The 26146-nt window shown below is 70.1% G+C and carries 12 protein-coding genes, 2 pseudogenes and 1 CRISPR repeat array (1 of these 15 running past the window's edge); of the genes and pseudogenes, 2 read left to right on the top strand and 12 right to left on the bottom strand.

Going from position 1 to position 26146, the window contains the following annotated elements; genetic code table 11:
• Positions 1-5: 5 nt before the first annotated feature.
• The 12 genes and pseudogenes from cas7u to KIT14_03450 form a co-directional block, all read right to left on the bottom strand.
• Positions 6-962 carry a type I-U CRISPR-associated protein Cas7 gene (gene cas7u / locus KIT14_03395; GenBank protein ID MCW5889576.1) on the bottom strand — a complete coding sequence of 319 codons (957 nt, stop codon included), beginning with the start codon at positions 960-962 and terminating at the stop codon, positions 6-8.
• Positions 959-3127 (bottom strand): type I-U CRISPR-associated protein Csx17, encoded by a 2169-nt coding sequence (csx17, locus tag KIT14_03400; protein ID MCW5889577.1) that lies wholly within the window; start codon positions 3125-3127, stop codon positions 959-961. The genes cas7u and csx17 (KIT14_03400) overlap by 4 nt, the downstream gene beginning before the upstream one ends.
• A 377-nt stretch (positions 3128-3504) precedes the next feature.
• Entirely contained in the window at positions 3505-4890 is a 1386-nt protein-coding gene (locus KIT14_03405; protein ID MCW5889578.1) for a hypothetical protein, read from the bottom strand.
• A gap of 44 nt (positions 4891-4934) precedes the next feature.
• Positions 4935-6542: a type I-U CRISPR-associated protein Cas5/Cas6 gene (gene cas5u6u, locus KIT14_03410; protein MCW5889579.1), complete on the bottom strand. Its 1608-nt coding sequence runs from the start codon at positions 6540-6542 to the stop codon at positions 4935-4937.
• Positions 6542-7642, bottom strand: coding sequence for a CRISPR-associated protein (locus KIT14_03415; protein ID MCW5889580.1), 1101 nt, complete (start codon positions 7640-7642; stop codon positions 6542-6544). Before KIT14_03415 ends, cas5u6u begins: the two co-directional genes overlap by 1 nt.
• The gene (gene csx17 / locus KIT14_03420) at positions 7617-9734 is read right to left on the bottom strand and encodes a type I-U CRISPR-associated protein Csx17 (GenBank protein MCW5889581.1); all 2118 of its coding nucleotides are present in this window, start codon (positions 9732-9734) and stop codon (positions 7617-7619) included. The genes KIT14_03415 and csx17 (KIT14_03420) overlap by 26 nt, the downstream gene beginning before the upstream one ends.
• Positions 9724-12516 (bottom strand): DEAD/DEAH box helicase, encoded by a 2793-nt coding sequence (locus tag KIT14_03425; GenBank protein ID MCW5889582.1) that lies wholly within the window; start codon positions 12514-12516, stop codon positions 9724-9726. The genes csx17 (KIT14_03420) and KIT14_03425 overlap by 11 nt, the downstream gene beginning before the upstream one ends.
• Positions 12517-12634: 118 nt before the next feature.
• Positions 12635-13136, bottom strand: a pseudogene (locus KIT14_03430) (ORF6N domain-containing protein).
• A gap of 25 nt (positions 13137-13161) precedes the next feature.
• Positions 13162-15594 carry a CRISPR-associated endonuclease Cas3'' gene (locus KIT14_03435; protein ID MCW5889583.1) on the bottom strand — a complete coding sequence of 811 codons (2433 nt, stop codon included), beginning with the start codon at positions 15592-15594 and terminating at the stop codon, positions 13162-13164.
• Positions 15595-15663: 69 nt separating this feature from the next.
• Positions 15664-16797: pseudogene (locus tag KIT14_03440) on the bottom strand (ATP-binding protein).
• Positions 16798-16834: 37 nt separating this feature from the next.
• Entirely contained in the window at positions 16835-20113 is a 3279-nt protein-coding gene (locus KIT14_03445) for a UvrD-helicase domain-containing protein (GenBank protein ID MCW5889584.1), read from the bottom strand.
• Complete coding sequence (locus KIT14_03450) at positions 20110-22524, bottom strand: PD-(D/E)XK nuclease family protein (protein ID MCW5889585.1); 2415 nt, start codon at positions 22522-22524, stop codon at positions 20110-20112. Before KIT14_03450 ends, KIT14_03445 begins: the two co-directional genes overlap by 4 nt.
• A 457-nt stretch (positions 22525-22981) precedes the next feature.
• On the opposite strand from KIT14_03450, the gene cas2 reads away from it, so the two are divergent.
• Positions 22982-23293, top strand: coding sequence for a CRISPR-associated endonuclease Cas2 (gene cas2 / locus KIT14_03455; GenBank protein ID MCW5889586.1), 312 nt, complete (start codon positions 22982-22984; stop codon positions 23291-23293).
• 107 nt (positions 23294-23400) lie between these two features.
• On the top strand, positions 23401-25110 hold the full coding sequence (cas1, locus tag KIT14_03460; protein MCW5889587.1) for a CRISPR-associated endonuclease Cas1: 1710 nt from the start codon (positions 23401-23403) through the stop codon (positions 25108-25110).
• Between the two features lie 185 nt (positions 25111-25295).
• Positions 25296-26146: a CRISPR direct-repeat array (repeat unit 35 nt; unit sequence CTTTCCGCGACCGCATGGTCGCGGCCCCGTTGAAG); it runs 4678 nt beyond the window's last position.

The raw sequence follows: 26146 nt of genomic DNA on the forward strand, positions 1-26146 counted from the left end.
CGGGGCTACTTCTTCTTCCAGGTGACGACCGTGACGCGCGGGTCGGCGAAGCGGCTCTCCTTCGCGACGGCGTCGATCAGACCGGGGAGCGCCTCCGCCAGCGCCGCCAGCTCGGGCACGACGAAGCCCGCGGGGCGCGTCGCGCGCAGCTCGGTGCACTCGAGATCGCACGCCGTCCGCAGGCGGAGGCCCTCGGCGAGGAAGCGGCGGACCTTGTAGAGCGCGAGCGTGACGAGGAGCGCCTCGACGTTGGCGCCCAGCCCAAAGCCGCGGATCTGCGCCAGGTCGAGGTTGAAGTAGGCGACGATGCGCTTCGCGGTGAACTCCTCGCGCGCGTAGGGCACGTTGCCGAAGCCCTTCGAGGTGTCGCCGGAGGGGTTGACGGCGTCGTTCTTGACGCCGCCGCTCTGCGCCACCGACACGTCCGCCGCCTCGATGAACCCGGAGAGCGCGCGCGGCAGGCGAAGGCGTCCGCCGGCGAGCTCCTGCTTGGCGATGAAGACGCCGTGGAGGAGCGCGTTGACGTCGAGCCGGAGCAGGACCGCGGCGAGCTTGCGGATGTCGACCGCGCCTTCCTCCATATCGGCGAGCTCGGCCTTGAGCCGGTCGAAGACGCTGCGGTCCTTGCCCTCGAGGATGTAAGGCGAGTTCAGCCGGTGCGCCTCGAGCACGGAGTTGGTGAGCGGCTTCCCCGCCTCGTCGACGACCTTCACGAGCGGCAGCCCGCGCAGCGGCGCCAGCCAGTCGTCCGCGACCGCGTCCCAGCACACGGTCTCCAGCCGGTTCGCGACGCTCTGCGCGGACTCGAGCAGGAGCATGCGCCGGCCGTCGGCGTCCTCGTAGGTGGCGGGTCCGAGGTCGGGAAAGCCGGTCGGTTGGAAGCGGGTGCCCTGGAGCGGGCGCAGGTCGGCTTCGAGGAGCAGGCGCGGAGCGGCGGACAGAGCCGTGTCGATGGTGGTCATGCGGGTGATCCTTTCGTCGGTGGTTCGCTGGCTGGGTCGATCGGCTCCACGAGCCGCCGCGCCAGCTCCGCGACGCTTGCCGGCTCGAGGGCAAACAGGAGAGCCGCCGCGAGCCGGGCGCCGTCCGACTCGACGGCATCGGGCGCCGGCTCGGGCAGCGGCATGCCGGCGAGGCGCAACGTTCGCCACGCGAGCGCGACGGCGCCGCCGGTGCGGCCGGCGCGGAGCAGCGCGACGACTCGGCGCGGTCGCGGGAGCGTGGCGCCGACAGGAAGGAGCTTCAGGTGGGAGAGCAAGGCGGGCGGCGAGAATGCCGTGACCAGCGCCGCGAGGGCGGCGGACGTTCCTGCCGTCGCGCCCGCCGACTCCTCTCGCCGGCCGAGGGTCGCCGGCATCCGCACGAGCGCGAGTCCCGCCGCGAGGTCGCAGAGGCGGGCGAGGTCGACGTCACAGCGGACGAAGGCCGCGAGCGCGGCGGCGTCGGCGCGGCAGCGCCCGTCGAGCGGATCGATGGCCGGTGGCGCGGCGGCGGTTTCCGCGGAGAGCAGCCGCCGGTCGAGCGTCGCCGCCAGGGATTCGATCGTATCGCCGAAGGTGGCCAGCGCGCTGCCCGGCTCCCATTCCGGCGCTTCCCATCCGCGGCGGTCGCTCGGGCCGACCGGGGCGACGTGGGCCCGGAATGGGCAAGGCCAGCCCCACGCTCCGGCCAGCGCGGCGGCGAGACGGAGCTCGTGGCTGCCGTCGTCGGCAGCGATCGCCCAGCCCTCGGAGAGCCAGGGAACCGGGCGGATGCGCGCCGTCTCGCGGGCGAAGCGGCTCGCCCCGGCGGCGCGCTCGATCGCGCCCAGGCAGACGAGGACGTTCTGCACGGCGAGCCGGCGCGGCGTCGCGCGTCCCAGCATCGCGAAGACGGCGTTCTCGAGCCGCCGGACGTGGGACGCGAGCGCGGCCGGGCACTCGTCGCGGCGTGCCGCCTGGCGGAGCGTCTCCAGGTAGCCGTCGCGGTCGAGGTCGACGAGGAGATCGCTCTCGGCTTCCCGACGCACGCGAACGCGCCCGAGCGGCGTCGCGAGAAACGATCGCCCGGAGCGCATGGCGAAGGCGTAGCGCGCGAACGCGTCGATGCCGCGATCGACACCGAGCGACGCGACGGCACGCCGGAAGTCGAAGCCGTCGGCGGCCGTGCGTCGTCCCACGGTGGCGCGGCCTTCGCGGAAGAGCGCGGCGATCTCCCGGTACGTGGCGGGGCGCGTCCAGATGGGGAGCCATATCTCGCCGCGCGCCGGCTGCTCGTCGGCCACGTCGGCGGCGCCAGAGCCGGCGCCAGTGGGCCTCACGGTGAAGGGGTAGCTGAGGGCGCCGCCGGCGGCCGACTCGAGGCGACGGGTGGCGGCGGCGGTGAGGAGCAGCGACCCCTCGAGCGCCAGCACGAAGTCCCAGGGGTTGACGATCGAGCCGCCCTCGAAGCCGTTGGTGGCGTTCGGTCCGCCGGCGGCGCCGGGCGCGAACTGCCCGATGGCGCACGACACGAGACCCGGGATGGGCGTACCGAACAGGCTGCCCTCGAGCCACGCTGCCGCGTCGGGGCGCGCGACGCCCATGGCGGGATCGAACAGCTCGACCAGCCGCTGGAGAAAGTTGTTGGTGAAGTCGAGGCGGCCGTCGTTGCCGCCCGTGCCGAGCAGCGGCGGATAACGCGGATCGTCGGCGCCGAGCAGTACCGCGGCGTCGATCCAGGGCAGCGCGTCGTCGGGAAAGGTGGCGCGGATGGCGGCGAGGAAGGCGGCCTTGTCCTCGGCCTTCGGGCTCGCGCCGAGGGCGAAGCGCTTCACCACGGCGCGCCCGGCGGCGATCACGTCGCGGACGAGCGCGAAGCGCGCGGCGTTGCCCTTGCGGATGGCGTCGAGGGCGGCTCGGTTGTCCTTCGGGTAGAAGCCGCTGCCGCCGTTCCAGGGCGCGATGACGGGGCTCGGGCGGTAGGTCTCTAGGAGGAAGCGGCGGAGGGCGTCGGCGTCGAGGGTGCTGCGGAGGACGAAGGTGTCGGATGACCAGAGGGCGCGGGCGTCGGGGTCGTGCTGCTCGGCGACGAGGCGGAGGAGGCCGAGCGCGGCGAGGTAGCGCGCGATGGGGGTGGGGGAGAGGCCGGGGAGGTGGAGGTCGTGCATGGTGGCGCTCAGCTATGCGCGCCGAATTGTTGGCCGAGGCGGGAGACTCGTGTCGACGCGTCGCTGACGCCCTCGATCGCGCGAACGTCGGCGCCGATCAGCAAAACGGCGCTCATGGCGTGCGATAGCTACGACCTGACCTGACAGCGTACTGCAGGGTCCCGGTGTCCTTGCCCGCGGGCGGCGGGGCAAGAGGAGAATGGGGATGAGGAGGGACCAGAAACTCATCGAGGCAAAGGTCGGGTTGCTGGAGCTGGCGAAGTAGCTCGGCAACGTGTCCTAGGCCTGCCGCTGGCGGCATGGTGATGCCATTAGACAGCGATCGGGATGGGGCACCGGGACCCGGCGGTGTCAGATCAGGTGTCGAGTCGCACACCTTACCAGCGGACCCTCCACATGCCCCCGCCAGTGCACGACGCGCAATGCTGAAGGGTCTGCCAGCTTCGTTCCCCCTCGAGGCGCGCGATGCCCTTGCGTGCCTTGTCTGCCGCGTGAGCGCCCTCCCATTTGTTGTGGCCGCAGTCGCCAACGGGAACAACAACGTCGTACCCAGGCTTGGCGTACGTCTTCTTGTAGAAACGGATCTCACCCGGCTCTGGGGGCGTGGTCTCGCCCTGCTCCTGGCTGTCGGGCGCGATATCATCGGGGGAAAGGCCCGAAGCCTCTTTCGCCTTCGCGGCGTTGAGATGGCTCAACAAAGCCTGACGATCCCCGTCCAGGCGGGATACCTCCGCCGCTAACTCCTCCACCCTGCTTCGCAGTTCATCGCGATCCTGTCGGAGGGCGTCGTTTTCGACAGCATACAGGTCCGCCAGGGCCCTGTATTCTTCAAGCGACTGGGCGCGTTCCTTGTGCTCCAGCAGCGCCCTTCGGCTACCTGCATCCCGTATCGCGTCGATCTCCGGCGGGCGGATGACGCTTACAGCAGACGTACGGAACAGGAGTGCGCGAAGCTGCCGACGAAAACGCTCCCGCGTTTGCACCGCATCATCCGACGCGGAGACGAGGCGCTCCGCGGTCCAAAGCGGGTGACGATAACGATCGTCCACTCTCGAAAAGTGCGGCCAAAACAGACGCACCGCGCCCCGGTAGCAGCCCCATTGAGGCCCGAGAGCATCCCTGAGAGCCCAGGACGCTTCATCGTTCACGATGAAGACGTTCGCGAGCCCGACAAGGTCATGGCTGAGTTTGACGTCGAGGTCTGGGAGCGAGCAGTAGCCGCCATGGGTACTGATGAGAACGATTGGTACGGTTCGCTGTGGATCGGAAATCGTGTTGGCGAGAAGCTCACCCGCGTCGAAGCTGTTAGCGCGCTGACACCCTTGCAGGACCGACGAGCCATGGCGCCAAGTCACTGGCAGAGCGAGGAGATCGCGAACGATCCGTGGGCACTTCGGGTCCACTTCCACCGGCATGATGTGGGTCGTGGTCCAGCCGGTCTCCAGCGTAACGTAAACAACGACCCGCTCATTGGTTCGCACGACCGATACAGCGACAGAAAAACGGCGACCGGCTGGGGCATCCTCGTGCAGTTCCAGCATCCACCAAGTGCTGTCGCCATCTGCCGCATCGGCGACGCGATAGGTTCCTATGCTCCCATCCTCCGGCTTGTAGCCTCCAGATGTGACGGCAGGATCGCCACCCTTCGATCGCAGCCAAGTGGCCACCCGGTCGTTCACGAGTTGTTCTACTCGCTTCCGCTCTTCTGCAGCTAAGGCCGACCACCCCGAGTGCTCGAAGAGATACGCAGCCACCTTCTGCATCGTCGATCATCGCCTCCTGTCGCTACGCCGCCCAACGCTTAGCATCAGCGGCGGCCCGCAGCGCCGTCCGCTGCATGCTGTTGTTGGGCAGCCGTGACTGGCGTTACCGAGCGTGGAAGACCTTCATGCTGAGCCACCGGCCGGAACAACCCCAGGCCGAAGCTGCTGGAGTGCCCGAGGCGGAGGGGCCCAGATATCGGCTCGGGGAAGGTCAGTCGCACGCGCTGGCCGAGGCGATCGCCGATGAACGCGCGCTGGCTCGCGTCTCGTCGCGGTAGATGAACGGAGACCCAGCACGGAGGGCCGATGGGCTCGTACGCGATGTCCTCGGGGATCCCTCGCTGTTGAAGCTCGCGCCGGATTTGCGCGGCGAGCGTTTCGCGTTCGCGCTCCTTGCCGCCCCGGAGGTGGTGCCTCGGCGGGACGTATGGTGTGACCGACTCCCAGACGAGCGACGCCCTTTCGTCAAAGCCGGGAGGAGGTGGGACCGAACGATCCAGCGGGATCAGCCGCACCTTCCACTCATCGGCGTCCATCCCGGGCGCGGCCCAGGATACGTCGCGGGAGGCGGCCCGGAAGATCGCTTCCTGCTCGTCCGCGTCGAGCGCGGCTGAGCCTCGCCACACCAACAGGCGCGTCGGCGCGTGGTCCTCGCACCAGGCGAAGAACTCGGTGTGGCGGTGCCCCGAAAGCGGTGTGCCGTCGGCGTGCTTTCCCACCATATGGGCGATCGTCTCGCGCACGTCGCGGCTCGTGCGGCTCCAGGTCGCCTTCGGGTCTCCGGTCTTGAGTCGCAGCAGTTCGCGCAGCACCGCGCCCCGCAAGCGCGAGGTGAGGCGCGCGACGGCCCGTGCCTGAGGGGCCACGTTCCACCCGATGGCGAGCTGCACTAGGTGGAGGTTCTCCTGGTGGGCAGGTGATCGTCGCCGCTCGCGGACGGGCGGCCGAGGGGGCCGATCGGCGTAGCGCCGGATCGCTCCGGGCGGGACGCTGCGCTGTTTCGCCTTGTCGTCGTCGGTCGTGCGCTCGATGTCTTCGCGCGTCGCGTTCGGAAGCGGCACAAGGACAGGGATGGCGCCAGCCATGCGATCGTCACGAAGCGTGCAGTTCGGCTCCGGAATACTGTCCTCCGTGAGTGTGACGAGTACGCGCGTGAACGTCTCGGCGCGACCGAACCAGGTCAGTCGCTCGACGCATGCGCTGAGCGCCGCCACCAAGTCGTCGGTCCAAGCGTCGCTCTCGATGAACCACCAGACGGGCTCATCGGGTGGGACGCACCAGTAGTTGTCCTGGACGAGGCTGATGCCGTAGCTGCGGGTACCAGGCTTCTTCCTCCCGGCCGGGTTCCAGCCGAAGGTGGTGGGGTGGTACTGCCTCAATGGGATACCCCTCCCCGCCGACGGTGGGAGGTGGAACGCATACGTGCTCTTGCAGAGCGCAGCCTGGAGACCTTCGAGATCCGCGATGTGTTGGGGTCGCTCTGGATCCTTGCCCATCTCGCGGGCCCACTGGTACCAGCGGGCCGTTACCGCACGGACCAGACGCCACGGGCTCGGCGGCCACTCCCCGTGCGGATCGTCGTAAGGATTCACCCGCCACGGTGTTGCGTGGAAGCGACCGAGTGGGAACGCCTGGCGGAGGACGACGCGCATTACTCGTCGTCCTCACCCTCGGAGCCGTCATCGTCCTCTTGGGGCTTGTCTCCGCTCTCGGCGCCCTCGCGGTACAGCTCCTCCCGCGGCCAGAAGACGTCGGTGATGCCCTGCTCGCCGAAGCCGGCCACCGTGATCGCGTCCTGGATGTTCACCGCGAGCACGATATCCTCGCCCTCGCTCTGGAGCGCCGTGCGACGAAGGTGACAGCCCGAGCGGTAGCGGAACGGCTGCTCGAGGAGCTTCTGAACCTTCCAGAGCGCGAGTGCCACGAGCAGCTCCTGATGCTTGTCTGAGATGCCGAGTTGTTCGGCGCCCTTCCTGCGCCCGAAGGAGCGAATGAGGCTTACGTCCAGCACGAAGGTGGCTCGCATCGACTCCGCGGTGGCGTCATCGGCGGCGAAGATCGGCTGGCCCGAGGTGGTCTTGCGGAGCCGATCGAACTTCACGCCGGAGCGATCCACGCGCCCCGCGCCGAACGCTTCGAGGTGGGCGGTGAGCGCGCGAGGTATCTTGATCTGCCACTGCGGGAAGAGCACGCCGTGGACGAGGGAGTTGGGGTCAAGTGCGAAGATCGTCTTGAAGACCTTCCACCACTGGCTGGCCGGGGGGTGGGCCTTCTTACCCTTCGGATTCGGAAGCACGATCCCGAACTTCGAAATGAGGTCCTGGTCGAACTTGCCGGTTGCCTTCTTGTCTCCCGCCAAAGGGTAGCCGTCGAGGAAGTAGGAGGACGCGATGCGGTGCCCTTCGGTGAGGCTCGTGACGACGACCTCGCGATGCTGGGTCGGTTCAGCCCCCTCCGACGCGTTCGTGACGCAGCGGATGTGGGGCAGGCCGTTCAGCTCCTCGACCAAGTCCAGGTCGTGCGCGCCGCGCTGGCAGACCGACTCGAGGTGATTCGCCATGCTCGCCGCGCTGTCCACGATGCAGACCTGCTCGACGGTGCCGTTCTTGCGGGGCGCCTTGTAGATGACGTGGCCGATCTCGGGGAAACCCGCTGGCTGGAAGCGGTCACCCGCGACGGGTTCGAGCGTCGCGGTCAGGATCAGCGGGGAGTATCCCTTCAGGACATCAGCGGGGTTGAGCGTCTTGGGCATGAACGTCTCCTTGTGGGCGGCGTCGGGGACGCAGCCAGCGTTCGACCAGGGTCGCGCGCTCGCGGCCCGAGAGGGGGAAGAGGAGAGCCGCGACGAGGCGGTCCGGGTCGTGGGTCCGCCAGCTCGCGTCGAAGGTGGCGAGGCGGACTCCCGCCATGGCGTAGCGGCTGGCGGCGAGGCGCGCGGCGGAATCAAGGTTGGCGGACCGCACGAGCGTGACGAGGGAGCGCGCTGCCCCGGGCGTGCGGGCGCCGCGCTCGTCGTCGAGGAGGTCCTCAGGCGAGACCGCGTCGACGACGAGGCGGCGCCGGTCAACGAGGGGTTGTACGAGCCCGAGCAACGCGAGTTCACCGTCAGCGCTCCGGGACGCAGGCGCTCGAGCCGCGAGCGCGCGGACTTCGTTCGGGACAAGCTTCCAGTCGAAGAGCGCGAGGCGGGAGAGCCAGGCCGTCAGGAGGGGCTCGTCGACGTCGCCCGCGAGCCAGCGGCGCAGGTGGTCCGCCGATGCTGGGAGCGGCGCGCGACCGCGCCAGCGCGTACCAGGGAAGTCCAGCTTCGGCTCTTCCAGCAGCCTTCGAGCGAGCACAGCGCCAATGGCGCGGGAGATATCGCCCGGTCTCCAGACCCAGCGAGGCGGTGCAACCTTCGCGTGCTCGAAGCGGCGGGGGCGCGCGCGTCCATCGACCTCGCCATCCAACGTCCAAGAAACGCCGAAGCGGAAGGCGGTGAAGGGCAGCGCCTCGGGGAAGCCCGACACCAGCGCCAACGCGAGGCGGGCCTCGACTCCGGGTGCCTCGTCCTCGAACAATGAGGGGAGCCACTCGATGGGCAGGGGCTGCCATTGGACCCGCTTCTCGCGGAAGCTGCGGTTGTGATCGATGCGATCAAGCGCGAAGACGACCGCGTCGAGCAGAGCAATGCCGGCATCGGGGCGATCAGGCGCGGCGGCGACGTCGAGGAGCGCGGACTCGATGGGCCCTCGCAGCCCCGCGAACCGCTTGCCATCGCGAGGGAAGCCGCGCTGCTCGATCAGCATGGTGGCGCGCTCCAGCACGAGCGAGATCGACGCGCTCACGGCGCTTGCGGCGAGCGAGAACCGGCCTTCCAGCCGAGGCTCGACCGACTTCCGGCTCGTCGTCCTACCGAGCGTGAAGCGGCGGAACTGGTCGATGCCTGCGTCCACGCCTCGCTTGTGGATGGCCGTCGCGAACGCGGCCGGCGTCAGGGCACCTCGCCCGGCCAACTCGGCGCGGCCGCGCTGGAAGAGCGCGCTCACCTCGGGAACCGTCATCGGGCGGGCCCAGAGCGGCGCCCAGATCTCACAGCGGAGGCGATCGGCCTCGTTCTCGGCGCTCGCGGCGACAGGCTGCGTGACGAAAGGGAACGCGCCGACGGCCCGCGTGCGCGCGCCGAGCCTTCGGGACGCCCCACCGGCGAGAAGCGCCAGCGCTTCACAAGCGAGCGCCATCGCCCAGGGGGAGGTCTGGCTGGCCCGGGCTGGTGTCTGACCGCTGTTGTAGAGCTTCGTCGCGTCAGCGAACCATGAGCCGGCGTTGAGCTTGTCCAATAGCCAATCAACGGGCAGCCCCATCAGCAACGCCGAGAGCGAGTCGCGCCTGGGGTCTGCACCCTTCTTCGGCGGTCCGGCAAGCGCATCCACGGCGGCCTTCCACCCATTCTCGAAGTCCCTCCGTCCGCCGCTGCTACGGAGAAGGGGGTTGAGGCTTACGTGCGCATGTGGGACCGCGTGAGCGGCGGACAGCGCGAGGAGACCTTCGGGGGCCGAGGCCTGCCACAACGCGAGTGGCTCGCCAGACTTCGTCTTCGTGCCCTTCTGCTGAGCGTTGGACCAAGCCTTGTCGTACGGGGTCCACGCCCGGTCGCTCGCGACCTGCAGCAGCTCGTTAACCAGCTCGTCCAGGGTCGAGGGCCCACCGACCATCTGGAGCACCTCGTCGCGCCACGCGATGCGAGTCGGCGGCCACTTCCGACTGAGCACACGCGAGAGGCCGAGGGACGCAAGGTAGTTGCCCAGGCTGTCGGGCGACAGGCCAGGCAGTGCCACGACTGGAAGTCGAAGCTCAGCCGCCACGACGCACCTCGCTTGGCTTGACGCTCGCGCTAGGTTTCTCGCTGGCACGCCTGTCCGCGACACGAACAAGCGCCTCCAGATAGGCCAGGGCGAATGGGCCGAGATGGCGCGGCTCGGTTTCCGGCACGACGCCGGCACTGCCCTTGTCCTCGGGCCGCCATGGGCCGAGCAGATCGGCAACAAGGCCAGTCCAGCCTTGCCCCGTCAGCACGAACTCGTTGCCCTCCCAGCGGCCCTCGGCTCCGTCCTTCGCGACGGAGAAGTCGAGCGGCCACTGGTCGGAGCCGAGCACCAGCGTGCGAGGCTCGCTTCGCACGCCGAACACGTCATCACCCTTTCCACTCGTCGATCTGAGCACGGTGCGCGCCTTCCCGTGGTGCGTCGCTGCCAGGTAGACGGCGAGGGCTGGGTAGTTGGCGCCGCCGTCGCGGTACCTTCGCCACATCGCGAGCGCGGAGGCCACCTCGTGGCGCAGGCCGGGGCGGAACTGGATGTGACCTGCCCAGCGAACGCCGGATATCGCTCGCAGCGAATTCAGCTCGTCCTCTCCGAGCTTGTCGTCGATGGCCCAGCGAAGTCGGACGACATCTTCCCGGCCGCGTCGTCGCGCTTCATCAGGCAGCGAAAGCGCTGCCGGCCGAAGCCGAAGGATCTGACTTCGAACCGCAACGGCTTCGCCCACCACGTCGACGGCCAGCACGCGTGGGCTCTTGGCGAGCGGCTCATCGGGGATGCCGGAGCGATCAGCCAACGCGGTCTGCCACTGGGGATGTGCCTTGCCAAGATCGTGAAGCCCGGACGCTTCGATGACCGCGGTGCGCGTATGACCGTTCAGCGCGAGCGTCTCGCACAGCGCCTCTGCCTCGCGCCGTGCGTCGGCGAGATGGTCCTCGAGTCGCGACCAGTAGCCGACCTCGGTCCAGGTATCGTCGCGCAGGGAAGCTCCACGCCCGGCGCGCGGCACTTCGGCGAGGACGTTCGACTTGTCTCCGGTCCAGCCCTCGGTAACGTCGTAGCCGCCGATCTCGCGCTTCAGCATGACGAGCATGCCGGGGCGGATGTCCCAGTAGTTCACACGCACCCAGTGGTCCGCCTCGTCGTCCCACAGCCAAGCCTTGCCCTTGTCGTTCTCCAGCATCTTCTGGACGCGAACGAAGGACACGGGGCACCCTTCGTTCGCCGGCTCCAGCAAAGGTCCGTCGAGGTCGTCGCTGGGTGGAGGGACGTCGCCCGACCAGTCGCGCCAGAACACCGTCACGTCGAGGTCTGGATCGGTGCCACGCACGAAAGCGCTGACGTCGGTGAACCCGCCGTGGACGTCGCGCTCCGTGGAGAACAGCCCGTGGGCATCGAGCGCGCGCGGAAGCGGGCTTGGTCTCGGCTGCAGCGCCTCGCGCACGTCCTTCTCATTCAGGTCGTCGATCGCCGCTGCGAAGGCCTTCTGCTGGGTAGCGGGCGCGAGCGCGCCGACGAGCTTTTTCGCGCGGTCGATGTCAGCACTCTCGTAGGGCCCGATGCGCTCGGCCTTCCCGCGCCCGCCCTCCTGCGGTGTCTCCCAAACCCACGCACGGGCGTTTTGATCGTCTCCCTTTCGATTGAGACGACCCAGACGTTGGAGCACCGAAGGCCATGGCGCGAGCTCCGACCACAAGCGATGCGCGGAGATGTCCAAGCCCGCTTCGATAACCTGCGTGCTTACGCAGATGAGTCCCGGGTCGTCCTTCGGTAGCTTGCCTGCCTTCCGGTTGGCGTCGAACTCGAGGAGTCGCTGTTCATGTCGGCTGCGGTCCTCGCCCCGGAACCGTGAGGTCAACAGCACCTTGTGCGTCACCGACAGCGCGCGGAACACCTCACGCGCCATGTCCACGGTGTTGCAGATGACGAGGGAAAGCGCGCCCCGCTCATGCTTCTCCACCACAGCCCTGGCGATGGTGTCGGGTGTGACTGCGTTCTCGGTCGACACCCTCGCAGTCCTTGACCTCTTGCTGCCGCTCACGTTCGGCGACGTGCCGCTCCACCACTCGACAGCGCGCTTCGCGGCTCGCCACCACGAGAGACCCTGGTCGTCGACGAGCGCGGCCTTCAGCTTGCTCTCGAATGCAACTTGGTCCGCCGACGGCTCGCCAAGTTCCTCGCGCGTTCGGTCGGTGGTGCTAAGAAACGACGTGCCTGCGGTGGCGCTCATCCACGTCGTTAGGCACGGCCTCAACGACCGGAACCGCTTCCTTCGCATCCAGTCGAGCTGCGAGGTCGTCCACAGGCCCGGCCCCATGAGCTGGACTTCGTCAATGAGCCATCGGCAGTCGTTGTTCAGAAGGCCGAAGTGGACCGGCCACTCGAAGCGGCTCATGGCGTAGCCGCGGTTCAACGCACGCGACAGCAGCTGGTCCTGCGTCCCGACGAGGACCCACGGCGTGTCCGGCCATCGCGCCCATTGTTCGTCGATCGTGCCGCCCATGAGCTGATACACGCCGATCTCGATCTCCGGCGTGTTGGCTCTGAGCGCCTCGAAGTAGCCCTTCAAGCGCTGCACGGTCTGCATCACGAGGCTGCGCATTGGCAGACAGACTACGAGGTGCAGGGGCTCGGGCTGTTTGTCGACCAGGAGGCGCCACGCCCACGCGAGCGCGACCTCCGTCTTTCCAAGACCCGTAGGAACGCGAAGCACGTCGGGCAAGCCATCGACGGCAACCTGGAGCTGCCAGTCGTATGGCGTGAACCCGCCGGTCGCGGTCTTGAAGAACGCGGTGAAGTTGTCCGCGCGGGAGTCAGTCGCCTTCACTCTGCCCACTCCCCCTGTTCCGACCTCGGTCACGCTCGTGCGCTCTCGTCACGTCAGCTCTCGTCTGTCCAACGCGCGTTCACTTGCTCGCCTCGACGACGGTCATCGTCCTGCAGCTTCACGCCCTCACCTCCGCCCCGAACCCGATCCGCCGCCGCTGCTTCGGTTCCGGCAGCGTCATCAGCTCGCGGATCGCGTCGAACACGACTTTGAACTGCCGATCGTACTTCTGCTCCAGCGCGTCGAGCTTGCGGGCAAGGTCCGCGTGCGTAGCCAGCAAGCGGCGCAGCTTCACGAACGTCCGCATGATGTTGCCGTGAACTGCCCGATCGCTGCGGAGGACGCTCGACAGCATCGCCAAACCCTGCTCGGTGAAGGCATACGGCGGATACCAGCGCCCGCCCCACGAACTTTGAGGTCACAATCTGTGACCTCAAATCGTCGAGCTCCGATGTCGTGAGACGGAACATGAAGTCGGAAGGAAACCGCCTCAGGTTCCGCTTGATGGCTTGGACGAGCACCTTGGTCTCGACGCCGTAGGGGAGCGCCAGATCTGCATCGAGCATCACCTTGTGGCCGCGGACGAGCAGAATCGCTTGCTCGATTCGCACGAGCATCATTGGACCACCGCGTGGCCGCATCGCCTCACGCCGCATCCGCCCGCCCCACCCGCAGCAGATCCACCCCCTCATCCCCCCAAACCTGCTCGCGCGCCGACGCCCGCCAGTCCGCCACCCGCACCAGCGCCTCCATCCACGCCAGCCGGAACGGCCCGTACCGCGCGACGAGCCCCTGCACCCGCTCCGCCCACGACCGCCCCGCCGCGCCGCCGCCCAGCTCGGCGACGTCGAGCCGCAGCACCGCCGAGCGCACCGTCTCGCGCTCCCCGATCTGCAGCCCCGGCAGGCGATCCCCGTCCCAGACGCCGCGCGCGAAGCGCTTAGCCGGATCCTCGGGGGCGCGCTCGTCGGGGAGCGCGCGCAGCCCCATGCGCACCTTCCCGTGGTGGGCCGCGACCAGGTACGCGACCAGATCGGCGTCGGGCTCGCCGTCGTGCTGATCGATCCAGGCGAGCGCGGAGGCCAGCTCGTGCCGGAAGTGGCGGCGCTCGTGTCGCCCCGAGCAGGGCGACTTGGCGAGCGCGCCGGCGGCGAGGCCGGCGACCGCCGTGCAGCTCCGCAGCGTCTTCTGGAAGACGGGATGCACCTTGCCTACGTCGTGCCAGCGCGCGGCGCGCTCTACCGCCGCGCGCTCCACAGAGGCGCCGAGCGCGTCGCACAGGGCGCGCGCCTCGTCCTCCACGTCGACGAGGTGCCGTTCGAGGGCGACGGGATGGATCTGGCAGCTCCGCCAGTCGGCGTCGTAGTCCTCGGCGGGCTGCGGCTCCTCGGGCGCGATCGGCTCCACGCGCGTGCGGCTCGACGCCAGGAAGCCGAGGCGCGGATCGTAGCCGCCGAGCGCGGCGTCGAGGAGCAGCGTCTCGCCCGGCCGCGCGCGCCGATCGAGCGGCACCCATGCGCCGTCGAGCGCATCGCGACGGCGGATCGCGCCAACCTCGACGCGGATGCGCTTGCGGTACGTCTCGAGCTCCGAGAGCCCGGCGCGGCACAGCTCGTCGCGCTCGGGAGCCGGCGCCTCGGCCGGCGTGGCGGCGGACAGGTCGCGCCAGAACACCGCGACGTCGAGCTCGTCGGCGTCGCGCACGTATGGGGAGACGTCGATGTCGAAGCCGGAGAGGTCGGCCTGGGTGTCGAAGAGATCGAGCAGATCGCGGCGTCGCAGCACGAGGCCCGGCTTCGGCTCGGTGCGAGCGGGCGGGAGGGCCGACGGGCTCGCGCTCGTGAGCGACGCCAGGCATGCGCGGGCGTCGTCGAGCTCTGCGGCCGTGTACGGGAGCGGCAGCTTCTCCTCGCTCGCGACGTCGATCCAGCGCACCGTCGCGTCGTCGAGCTCGCCGTAGCGGTTGGCGCGGCCGAAGCGCTGCACCAGCGACGGCCACGGCGCGAGCTCCGTGAAGAGCGTCGCGGCACTCACGTCGATGCCGGCTTCGAGCGCCTGCGTGGAGACGGCGATCGTGCCCGCCTCGCGCGGCGGCGCCGTCAGGCGTCGTTCGGCGGCCAGGCGATCGCCGGGGCGGAAGCGGGCGTGGACCAGCACGAGGTCGGGCTCGAGGCTCTGGCGGTCGAGCTCCTGGTACAGCGCCTGCGCGCGCGCCACCGAGTTCAGGAAGACGAGCGTGCGCGTTCCGGGGCGATGCGCCTTCAGCACCTCGGCTGCGAGCGCGGTGACGTAGCCCGCGGCGTCGCGCTTGGCGCTCTCGACGTCGAGCCGTGTCCGGGCTCGCGCCACCGTCTTCGGTGCATGGAGGCGCCGCCGTACGTCGGGGTGGGCGCGGTCGGCGTCGTCGAGCGAGAGCCGGACCGCGCCCGGCAGATGCGCCGCGAAGTCGGCCGTCGCCAGCCAGCGCTCGTCCAGCGTGGCGGAGAGCCAGAGGCTGCGCGTGTCGTGCGGGATGCCGAGCGACCGCCGCAGGCCTTCGAGCTGTGCGGACGTCGCCTGGCCGGGGCCCATGAGCTGGACCTCGTCGAAGACCCACAGCGCATCCGTGTGCAGGAGCGCGAACGGCACCGGCCAACGTGCGCGCGGTACGCCGTAGCCGCGCATGAGCGCGGCCGACAGCAGGAGATCCTGCGTCCCGACGATGATCGCCGGGCTCTCGGGCTGCCCCGTCCAGGCGTCGTCGCGCGCGCCGCCCATCTGGAGGTACACCTGCGGCGGTGCGATGCCGGCGTCGTCGAAGAGCGCGCGGCTGGCGTCCAGCCAGCGGCGCGCGGTGCCCGCGGTCTGCTCGACTAGGACGCGCATCGGCAGGCAGTAGACGAGGCGGCGCGGCGTGGCGGCGTCGGCGCGGAGCAGCCGGTGCAGCCAGGCGACGATCACCGCGGCGGTCTTGCCGAGTCCGGTCGGTATCTCGACGATCTCCGGCCACGGTCCGTCCGCGAGACGCTGCTGATACGGATACGGCTCGGTGCCGGTGAGCGTGCGGAAGAACGTGGCGTAGTCGAGGTTTGCTTCCATGTCGTGGGCCCTCGGAGTTTCCCGGACCGACGACGGCTCCTCCGGGTCGGCATCCGGCGCCAGCGTGCGGATCCGGCGCCACGACACGAGACGCACGCCCGAGCGTTCGCTCGACACGTCGCCGCTATGGACGAGTGTTGGTGGGCCGAAGCTCGCCGTCGAGCGCTCCACCTGCGCGCGCAGCGAGGTCAGCCAGGCCGGCGACGGCGTTCTGCTCGCCTTCACCTCGACCGGCACCTGACGCTCGCCCTCGTCGATCAGGACGTCGATCTCGTTGCCGGCACGATCCCGCCAGAACGAAAGGTTCGCCGGCAGCCCGGCATTGTAGCGGGCCTTCAGGAGCTCGGTGACGACCCAGGTTTCGAAGAGCGCCCCGCGCGCCGGGTGACGGGCGAGGTCGCGAGCGCTGCGGATGCCGATGACCGCAGCCGCGAGGCCGGGATCGATCACGTACAGCTTCGGCGTCCGGACCGGGCGCTTGCGGAAGCTGGGCTCGTTCGCCGGCAGCCGGAAGAGCACGTAGCTCGCTTCCAGGACCGACAGCCACTCGAGCGCCGTGCGTTGGTCGACGCCGCAATCCGCGGCCAGCGAGGTGACGTTGACGAGCTGGCCCGTGCGCGATGCGCAGGCCTGGAAGAAGCGGTCGAAGGTCGTGAGGTCGCGGATGTTGGCGACCCGGCGAACGTCGCGCTCGACGTACGTGCGCAGGTAGTCGAGGTACCAGCGCCGCGGATCGACCGGCCGGTCGTGGACGGGCGGAAAGAGGCCGCGGAACAGCAGCTCGTCGAGGCTCGCCGGCTCCCGCCCCGCGTCCTGCAGCTCGGCCAGGGAGAACGGCAGTAGCTCCAGGATGGCGACGCGCCCGGCGAGCGATTGGGTGATCGCTTCGAGGAGCTGGATCTGCTGCGAGCCGATGAGGATGAAGAGGCCCATCCGGGCGTCGCGATCGAGGATCGCCTGGAGGTAGCGGAATAGGTCGGGACAGCGCTGGGCCTCGTCGAGAACGGCGCCGTCGGGGAATCGCGCGAGGAAGCCGCGTGGGTCGCTGGCGGCGTGCTGCTCCTCGTCCGGGTCCTCGAGGGAGCAGTAGGGTCTGTCGCGAAGGAGGCGACGGGCCAGGGTCGTTTTCCCGGACTGAGCAGGTCCCGTAAGGATCACTCCCTTGTTGGATGCAAGTGCGCATCGCGCTGATTTATCAGCGATTCTTGCTAGCTCATGCGACGGCACTTTTATGGCTGATTCATCCTTGCTTGGCAAGTTGCGAGTGCCGAATGGGCTCCGGCGAGTGGCGGGGCACGTCTTCCCCGCCGCCGACCTCCACCCGCACCAACCCCCCGCCCACCACGAAGTGCAGCCACACGCCGACCACCGCCCGCCCCGACGCCGCCCGCATCGCCCCCGCGTACGCTGCGAGCTGCCCTGTGTGCTCCGCCGCCTTCGCCGCCCACTGCTCCCGGCCGCCCTTGAACGACTTGTGATCGACGACCACCCAGCCGGCGTCCGTGTCGAGCACGAGGTCGGCGAACCCGGACACGATCGTCTCGCCCTGACGGAGACGGATCGGCCACTCGCGCAGCCAGCGTCGGACCGGGTAGCGCTTCCCCAGGGTCGTGCGCAGCTCCGTGGCGCGCCGAAGCATCTCGGATTCCGGGACGGCGCCGGCGATGCCGTGGCGGCGGAGGAGCCCCGCGGCGAGCGCGAGGCGCTGGGCGTCGGGCGCCGACGGGTCGTCGGCGGCCAGGAAGCCGTGCAGGCAGTTGCCGAGCGGCTCCTCGTCGGGATCCCCGTTCAGCGTGAGCCGCCGGCCGACGAGCAGCGTCTCGGAAACGGTTGCCGTCACCGCGAGCGGCGGCAGTGCCGAGGCTTGCCGGCGCGCAGCGGGCCGCGAGCCGGCGGCCGGAACCGCCGCGGGTGCGAACCAGAGCTCCGAGGCGTCGTCGGACCGCGGGCTCGTCGCGACCGCGGCGAAGGTGCGCGTCTCGACCGGGACTCGCACGTCGCCGTCGCCGATCGCGACGACGTGGACGCCGGGCTCGCGCGGCAGGCCGAAGCGAACGATGCCGTCCGGCGCGAAGAGCGGGTCGAGGCCCGCGTGGCGCAGGCGCGCCGCGCCGCCCGGACGGACGGGGAGCACGAGGACGTCGCGTGCCCTGGTGAGCGCGACGTAGAGTGTGCGCAGGTACTCGTCGCGCGCGGCCGATTCGGCCCGGGCCTTCTCGCCGGACGCGGTGACGGCGTCGGCGAGCGACAGACCGACGCGGTGTCCGCCGTACGGCCACGGCCAGAAGCGGATCCAGCGACCGGCGAGCGGGTCGCCCAGGTCGATCGTCTCGCGGTCGCTGGTGACGCCGACGTCCCACAGTCGCTCCCGCGGCTTCTGGTCGAGGTCGGCCACCGCGACGATCGGCCACTCGAGCCCCTTGGCGCCGTGCCACGTGAAGACGACGACGGCGTCGTCGCCGAGCCCTTCGCTCTGCTCGTCGAGTCGCTGTCGTGCCGTTTCGTCGAGCCAGGCTAGGAGCCCCGCGACCGTGGCCGCGGCTCCGCGCCGCGTGCAGCGCTCCTCGTATGCGCCGGCGAGGCGGCGGAGCGCGTCGAGATTGCCCAGGCGCTGATCGCGTCTCCCCCAGCAGAGGACGACCCGGGGAGCGTCGATGACGTGGACGACGCGATCGAGCGCTTCGGCGGGCGTGAGCCACGGCAGCTCCGCTCGCAGCGCCGCGATAGCCTGCACGATGGGATGGTCGGCGGCCCACGCTTCGGACGGCCGTCCGGCGGCCAGGTGGGCGAGCCGATCGACGAGCCAGGCTTCCGGCTCCGGATCGTCGCGGGTGAGGGAGACGATCTCCGCGAGCGCCAGCGTGTCGTGGGCGTCGAGGAGCAGCTTCATGGCGGCGAGCGTCAGGATCGCCTCGGGTGTGCGCAGCAATCCGGCGCGTGCCAGTGCCGCCCGCATGCCGGCTCGCTCCAGCGCGGCCGCCACCTCGGCGCAGCTGTCATTGGTGCGACAGAGGATGGCCACGTCGCCGGGACGCGCGACGCGAACCGCGCCGGTTGCGGGATCGACCACGTGGACGGGGGGCTCATCCCGAAGGCCGAGCAGCACGGCGATGCCGGCGGCTAGCGCGGCCGACTCCCCCTCGGTGTTCTTCGCGGGCAGCACCCAGGTCTGGAGCGGTACGGGTAGACCGGCTGCTTCGTCCCGCACGGGGTCGAGGACGATGCGCTCGCGCGGCCAGCGTTCGCCGAACGCGCCGGCGAACAGCTCCGACGTCCAGGCCACCAATGCCGGCCGGGCGCGATACGAGCGTGCGAGGATGTCCGCCGGGTCGACCCGACCGGCGGCGCCGACCACCGCGTCCATTAGCAGCGGATCGGCGCCCCGGAAGGCGTAGATGGACTGCTTCGGATCGCCGACCCAGACGGAGCGTCGCGCGAGGCGGGCGAGCTCCAGGAACACGGCGAGCTGGATCGGGCTGGTGTCCTGGAACTCGTCGACGAAGGTGACGTCGAGCTCCGCCGCCAGCACGGCGCGGACCTCCGCGCGCCCGAGGAGGCCCAGCACGAGCGCCTCCTGGTCGACGAAGTCGACGAGCCCGCGCTCGCGCTTCCATGCCTGGTACGTGTCGAGGCTGCGTGCTGCCAGCTCGAAGACCTGGGTGACGTAGCGCGTGAGGTCGTCGCGGAGTCGCGGGTGCTCGGCGTGGCGTGCGGCGGTGAGTCGGACGGGCGCTGAGCTCGCCTGGCTCTTGCGACCGGGCTCGGCTTTTCCGAGTCGTGCCCAGGTGCTCCACGGCAGGGCTTCTCCGCGCCGCAGCGACACCAGGACGGCACGCAGCTCGTCGCCATAGTCCCGCGTCGCTTTGGTCTCGTCGCCCGGGGCGGGGAGAGCTGCGAGGGCGCTCTCGACGGCGTCGCGCAGCTCGCGATCGAGGGCGGCGTCTCCCGCGGCATCCGTGCGCGGAAGGAGCGCCAGCAGCGACTCGCACGAGCGCCGCCCCGAGGCGCGCACCGCAGCGGCGTCGAGCGCGTTGGAGCGGGCGGCGTCGATGATGGCTCGGACGCGATGCTGCCAGTCCTTGCGCTCCTCGCCCGGCGGCGAGCGGTCGAAGCCGAAGGCGCGGTCGAGCCGGAGCAGGTCGTCGATCAGGGTGGGCTCGAGCACCTCGTGCAGCGCCTGCCGGAAGAGGAGCGCCTGGTCGTGCTCCTCGATCACCCGCAGCTCGGGCGAAAGACCGGCCTCGAACGCGAAGCGCGCCAGCAGCCGGCCGCACACGCTGTTGACGGTGCCGAGCATCCCGCCGGCGAGGCGATCGGCCTGCTCGGGGAGGCCTCGCGCGAACGCGGCACGCCGTGCCCGCTCGCCGAGCTCGGCGGCGGCCTTGCGCGTGAACGTGGTGGCGACGACGCCTTCGGGCCGCGCGGTGCCTGCCATGGACGGGTCGAGAGCGTCCACGAGCTCCTGCGTCAGGCGGAACGTCTTGCCGCTGCCCGCTCCCGCACTGACGATGCGGATCACGGGTGCTCCTCGGGTACGAAGCCGGTGAGCGACGCGTAGTCGTTGAAGCGGCACTCGGTCTGGGTGAGGCGGCAGCCGATCGGCGGCGCCGAATCGTCGTCGGGCTCGGTGCCCGCGGTCATCTCGATCCAGCCGCGCTCGAGCAATGCCCGGCGCCAGCGCCACGTCGGGCCGACGGTGGCCCACAGGTCCGCTGGAGCGCCGGCCGTGTCGGTGACGTGCACCGCGCCGGGAAACGCGCTCGCGTCGGCGCTCAGCAGCGTCGGTGGGTCGAGCACGAGGTAGGCCGATGCCGGCCACGGCTGGCCGCTGCGTGCGAGCAGGTGACCGTAGAGCGCGAGCTGCAGGGCGGTGTTCTCGCGCAGCTCGGCGCGGCGATACTTGCGCCCGCCCCACTTGACGTCGATGACGCCGCGCCGGCCGTCCCGATGCTCGAGCGCCACGTCGAGACGTCCCTCGAGCGCGCCGCCGTCGAATGCGCCGTCGAGTGCGTGCTCGAACCCGAGGATGCGCCAGCCGCCGCGGCGAACCGCGTCGAGCAGGACGAGCGCACCGCGCGCGCTGCGATCGAGCAGCTTGCGCCGGTCGGCGCCGCGTCCGGGCAAGAGCAGCACCGCGCCCTCGCCCGCCAGCGCGACGTCGAGGCGTCTCTCGAGTGCGGCACGTATGGCGTCGATCCCGGCGCCGGCCAGGGTCGGATCGCCGGCGGCCTCGGCGATCAGGCCGTGGGCCAGCGAGCCCAGCAGGAGGTTGTCGTCGGCGAGCCGGGCCGTGAAGCCGGCCTTGATGCGTGCCTTGTATCGCAGCGCCCACTGGAAGGGGTGGTTGATGAACGCGTTCAGGCTGGTGAACGAGTGATGCTCGTGTGACGACGACAGGGCTCCGGCGGGCAGGCGCCACCAGCGCTTCGGGCGCGCGAGGGGTCGTCGGGGGACGGGGGCCGAGGGCAGGGTGCCGCCGAGCCAGTCTCGCGCCTGCACCACGACCGCGGCGTAGTCGCCCCCGAACCCGCTGGTGATGCGGTCCCAGAGGGGATGCCGTGTGGCCGGCTCTCCGCGGCGACGCTCCGGCGCCACCAGCACGACGCGCGCGCTCGCGGCGCGAAGCGGGGTCAGATCGGCCTGGGTGCGTCGCAGCCTGTCCGCCGCGGGGTCGAGCAGCGCGATGCCTTCGCGCGCGAGCGCCGCGCGCTCCGCGATCGACCACGGCGATGGTGCGACGGGCGGGACGCCGGCCGCCGTGAAGTCCCACCAGACGACGGTAGGGACCGAGGCAAGGATCGCGGCGGGCGACGACACGCACGGTACGTGGCCCGCTTCGGCCGTCGCGCCGGGGTGGGGGGCTCCGGCCTGGGATGCCGCATCGAGCAGGCGGCGCAGGGCGGGCGGGGTGAGACGCGGCTGCGAGTCCGTCTCCGCCAGCCGCTTCGCTTCGCGGGCTGCGCCGAGGGCGACCCAGAGCACGTCGTCGTCGCCGCTCGTCGCAATGCGTCCGGCGAGCCACCGCGCGACCCGCGCGCAGGTAGCGGCGACGACCTCCCGTGGCATCCCGTCGTCGGTCCGGAAGCGCACGGGTTGGGTCCACTCCCGGATCTCCTGCATGAGCGCGTCGATGCTCCGGGCGGCCGCGCCGGCTTCGCGCATCCGCTCGGCGACGTACGCCAGCGTCGTGTGCCATGGCGTTCCGCCGATGCCCGGGCTCCCGGCGATCGCGCGCGCGAGGCTCAGCGCCGCCGCACGCGGCACCGGACCGACCGGGAGGGACAGCAGCTCGAGGGCCCGATTGGGGTCGACCGGCTCCCACTGGAGTGCGAGCGCGAGCGGCAGCACCTGGAGGGCGGGTCGGAGCCGCGACGACGCCGAGGCGCCGGCCGACGGCAGCCCGCGTTGACGAACCGCCTGGTCGAGGAGCGCATCGCCCGCCGCGTCGATGACCACGGCGGGACCGCTCTGCGAGGCGAGCCAGCTCGCCGTCGCCTCGGCGGCTTCGACGTCGCTGCTCGCCGCGAGCAGGAGGAGCGAGCCGTCGCCCCGGGCTGGCGCGGGACCGCTCGCCCCGGACAGCGTGCGCTGCAGGTGCCCGAGGTCGCCGGGCGCGTTCCCCGACGGCGCGCGGGAGGGCTCGATGGCTATGCCGCGGGCGGCGAGAGCATCGAGCGCCCGGCGCCAGAGTGCGGGAAGGCCGGCGGGATCGTCGAGGATCTCGACGCCTGCGATCGGCAGGGACCGCCGGGGGATTTCGTCGACCAGCCGCGCGAGACGTTCGGCCGGGCTCGGGTCCGGTGGCAAGGCGGAGCGGACGGCTTCGACGGCCGCGAAGTCGCGAAGGCGCGGCGGCGAAGCGGACGTCGCGCTGCCGTCCCAGCCGGCAAGCAGGATCTCCTCGCGCCAGCGGAACAGCGTCCAGGCCACGCCGAGCGGGTCTGCGGCAAGGGATGCCGAGTAGAATCGCCTGCCGTCGTCGGCGCGCTCCAGGCACCTGCGATACTCCCCGATGCGGATTGGATCGCTCCCCTCGCTCCCCCCGAGGCTGCAGTGGGTCTCGAGCAGGGTGAGAAATCCGAGGGGCCCCACGCGAAGCTCGCCGTGCGCGGCCTCTCGCTCGCCGAGAGGCTCGGGGTGGCTCGGGACATCGAGGGCGAGACCGAATGTGATGCGCATCGTCGAACCGCGAGGCGTCCTAGCACGCAGGCTTGACAGCCGCTGACGGCGCGGGTCGGCATAGGGCATTCCGGGCTACGACGTCAATTCTGGCGCATCACCCCTCTATCTACCGAATGCGAGAAGACACTGGTCTTGCCATTCGCTGCCACGCAGCCCTACAACGGATCGTGACCCGGTGGGCATTGCTGGCCCGCGGTGGATCCCGATGAGGAACACGTATCTCGTCTGCTACGACATCTGCGAGGATCGGCGCCTGCGCCTCGTCTACCGCACGATGCGCGATTTCGGCGATCACCTGCAGTACTCGATCTTCGAGTGTCAGTTCACGCCGACGGACCTCGTGCGATGCCGGCACGCGCTGAGCGAGATCATCGATCATCGCGAGGATCAGGTGCTCTTCGTCGATCTGGGGCCCGTCGAGGGGCGCGGCGATCGCGTCATCACCGCACTGGGTAAAGCGTACTCGCCCATCGACAGCCCGTGCATCGTCGTCGACCGCCCGTCCGGGGGGCGATGATGGGCTCGCCGCGCGCGGTGCCTCCCGGCGAGAAGATGCAGCGGCGAGGTCCGCTGGCGGCGTCGCCCGCCCGAACCGTCGAGCTTCCGGAGTACCTGCCCGCCCGGATGCTCAACGAGTTCGTGTACTGCCCGCGGCTCTTCTTCTACGAATGGGTCGAGCGGGTGTTCGTCGAGAGCGTCGACACGGTCGAGGGCTCGCAGCGCCACGAGAAGCTCGAACGCAAGGCCGACCCGCTGCCGCCGGCCGGCGACGGTGACGACCGCCCGGTGCGCTCGCGCTCGGTCTCGGTGGCCAGCGACGAGCTCAAGTTGATCGCGGTCATCGACGTCGTCGAGGGGAGCGGCTCACGCGTGACACCCGTCGACTACAAGAAGGGGAGGCCGCGCGACGGCATCGACGGGCCGGAGCCATGGGATGCGGATCGCATCCAGGTCGGTGCACAGGCACTGATCCTCCGTGCGAACGGCTACGAATGCGACGAGGCGGTTCTATACTACGACGGAACACGCCAGCGCGTGCGTGTTCGGATCGATGAGCAGCTCGAAGCCGATGTCCGCGCCGCCGCTGCGGCGGCGCGGTCGGTGGCGAGCCGAGGAGCGATCCCGCCCCCGCTCGTCGATAGTCCGAAGTGCCCTCGATGCTCGCTGGTGCCCGTGTGCCTCCCGGACGAGACCGCCGCGGCCGCAAGGCTGCGCGAGCTCGACCACGCGGAGCAGCTACCGCTCTTCGACGTTGCGGGTGTCTCCGGTGGGGACATCCACCAGGCGTCGAGTGATCCGGTCCGGCGGCTCGTCCCGGCCCGCGACGATCTGCGTCCGCTCTATGTCACCGGTCATGGGCTCAGCATCGGGAAGAGCGGCGAGGTACTCCAGGTTCGCGAGCGCGGGAAGCTCGTCCAGGAGGCACGAGTGGGAGAGATCTCGCAGGTGAACGTATTCGGCAACGTTCAGCTCACCGCGGCTGCCGTCCAGGGCCTGTGCTGGGCCGATCGCCCGATCGCACACTTCTCGTTTGGCGGCTGGTTCTACGGCCTCACTCAGGGAATCGGTCTCAAGAACGTCTTCCTGCGCCGCGAGCAGTTCCGACGATCCGAGGACGGACGCTTCGCGTTGCGGATTGCGCGCGCGATCGTCGCGTCGAAGATTCGAAACCAGCGCACCCTGCTGCAGCGCAACCACATCGAGCCGCCGGCGCTCGTCCTGAAGCGGATGCGCCGCCTCGCAGCCGACGCGGGGGAGGCCGAGGACCTTGCCGAGTTGCTCGGGATCGAGGGGACCGCGGCCCGAATGTATTTCCAGGAGTTCGGGGGACTCCTCAAGCAGGAAGACGGCGACGGTCTACCGCCGCTCGATCTCGATGGCCGCAACCGGCGCCCGCCGCGAGACCCGGTGAACGCGCTCCTGTCGTTCGCCTACAGCCTGCTGGTCAAGGACGTCACGATCGTGTGCGCCACGATCGGCTTCGACCCGTTCGTGGGCTTCTATCATCAGCCGCGCTTCGGCCGCCCGGCACTCGCGTTGGATATGATGGAGATGTTCCGCCCGTTGATCGCGGACTCCGCCGTGCTGAGCGCAATCAACACTCGCATGGTCGGACGCGACGATTTCATCCAGGCCGGACGAGCCGTCGGCCTCACGCCATCGGGCCGAAAGGGAATGATCCGGGCATACGAGCAACGGATCGACACCCTGGTGACGCACCCGCTCTTTGGCTATCGAGTGAGCTATCGCCGCATCCTGGAGATTCAGGCTCGGCTCCTGGCGCGAGTGCTGATGGGCGAAATCGTGACGTATCCCGGCTTCGAGACGCGGTAGACCCGCACGAGCGGCGAGGTGACGGCAATTCGCCGGTGGGCACTCGCGGCCTCCCAATATCGCGCAATGAGGAGACTCTTGACGGCGAGGGGCCAGGCCTGGGACGACGACTGCGGCGTCCGCACGGGGGTCGCTCGCAAAGTCGCCCTCCGGTCTTTGACAATCAGTGGGTTCCGTCAGGGCCCCTTTCCGCGACCGCATGGTCGCGGCCCCGTTGAAGGTTGCCGATGACGGCAAAGAGCCGCGTGAACTCCCCGCCTTTCCGCGACCGCATGGTCGCGGCCCCGTTGAAGGCTCGGTCCTGCTGTGGGACTGGAAGGACTCCTACGAGCTTTCCGCGACCGCATGGTCGCGGCCCCGTTGAAGGAACCTCGGCGTGGGCGTGCCGGGGGGCAAGAAGGGCCCTTTCCGCGACCGCATGGTCGCGGCCCCGTTGAAGGGTGTGGGAGTCGGTGAACGGGTTGCAGCCCGTGGGACCTTTCCGCGACCGCATGGTCGCGGCCCCGTTGAAGGGACGTGATCGTCTGAGCGATCGGCTCGCCTTCCCGAACTTTCCGCGACCGCATGGTCGCGGCCCCGTTGAAGGGCTATCATGACGTCCGGCATGGTACCCCACAGGCCCCCTTTCCGCGACCGCATGGTCGCGGCCCCGTTGAAGGGCGTGCCCTGAAGCGACACCCATGCGGCCACGACCTCCCTTTCCGCGACCGCATGGTCGCGGCCCCGTTGAAGGCGTTGAGGTGGAGAAGCAGTCACGGGCCCTGGGCATCCTTTCCGCGACCGCATGGTCGCGGCCCCGTTGAAGGGAAGGGTGGCTCCTCGAGCGCGCGCAGTCCCTCGCGGTCTTTCCGCGACCGCATGGTCGCGGCCCCGTTGAAGGGAGCCGCAGGAGGTGGCGGTCCACGTCGTGTCCCCGCTTTCCGCGACCGCATGGTCGCGGCCCCGTTGAAGGTGCATGGCCGTCAGGCGCCACGCGCCGCCGTCGCACTCCTTTCCGCGACCGCATGGTCGCGGCCCCGTTGAAGGCTTGAAGCCG

It is taken from the genome of bacterium, assembly GCA_026129405.1.
Taxonomy (GTDB): domain Bacteria; phylum Desulfobacterota; class Binatia; order DP-6; family DP-6; genus JAHCID01.

What these genes read in the sequence shown, in the direction of transcription:
- KIT14_03415 (MCW5889580.1), bottom strand. Translation starts at nt 7,642, where the DNA reads ATGCCCAAGACGCTCAACCCCGCTGATGTCCTGAAGGGATACTCCCCG.
- csx17 (MCW5889577.1), bottom strand. Translation starts at nt 3,127, where the DNA reads ATGCACGACCTCCACCTCCCCGGCCTCTCCCCCACCCCCATCGCGCGC.
- KIT14_03435 (MCW5889583.1), bottom strand. Translation starts at nt 15,594, where the DNA reads ATGGAAGCAAACCTCGACTACGCCACGTTCTTCCGCACGCTCACCGGC.
- cas7u (MCW5889576.1), bottom strand. Translation starts at nt 962, where the DNA reads ATGACCACCATCGACACGGCTCTGTCCGCCGCTCCGCGCCTGCTCCTC.
- KIT14_03405 (MCW5889578.1), bottom strand. Translation starts at nt 4,890, where the DNA reads ATGCAGAAGGTGGCTGCGTATCTCTTCGAGCACTCGGGGTGGTCGGCC.
- cas2 (MCW5889586.1), top strand. Translation starts at nt 22,982, where the DNA reads ATGAGGAACACGTATCTCGTCTGCTACGACATCTGCGAGGATCGGCGC.
- cas5u6u (MCW5889579.1), bottom strand. Translation starts at nt 6,542, where the DNA reads ATGCGCGTCGTCCTCCGCCAGGCGTTCCCACTCGGTCGCTTCCACGCA.
- cas1 (MCW5889587.1), top strand. Translation starts at nt 23,401, where the DNA reads ATGCTCAACGAGTTCGTGTACTGCCCGCGGCTCTTCTTCTACGAATGG.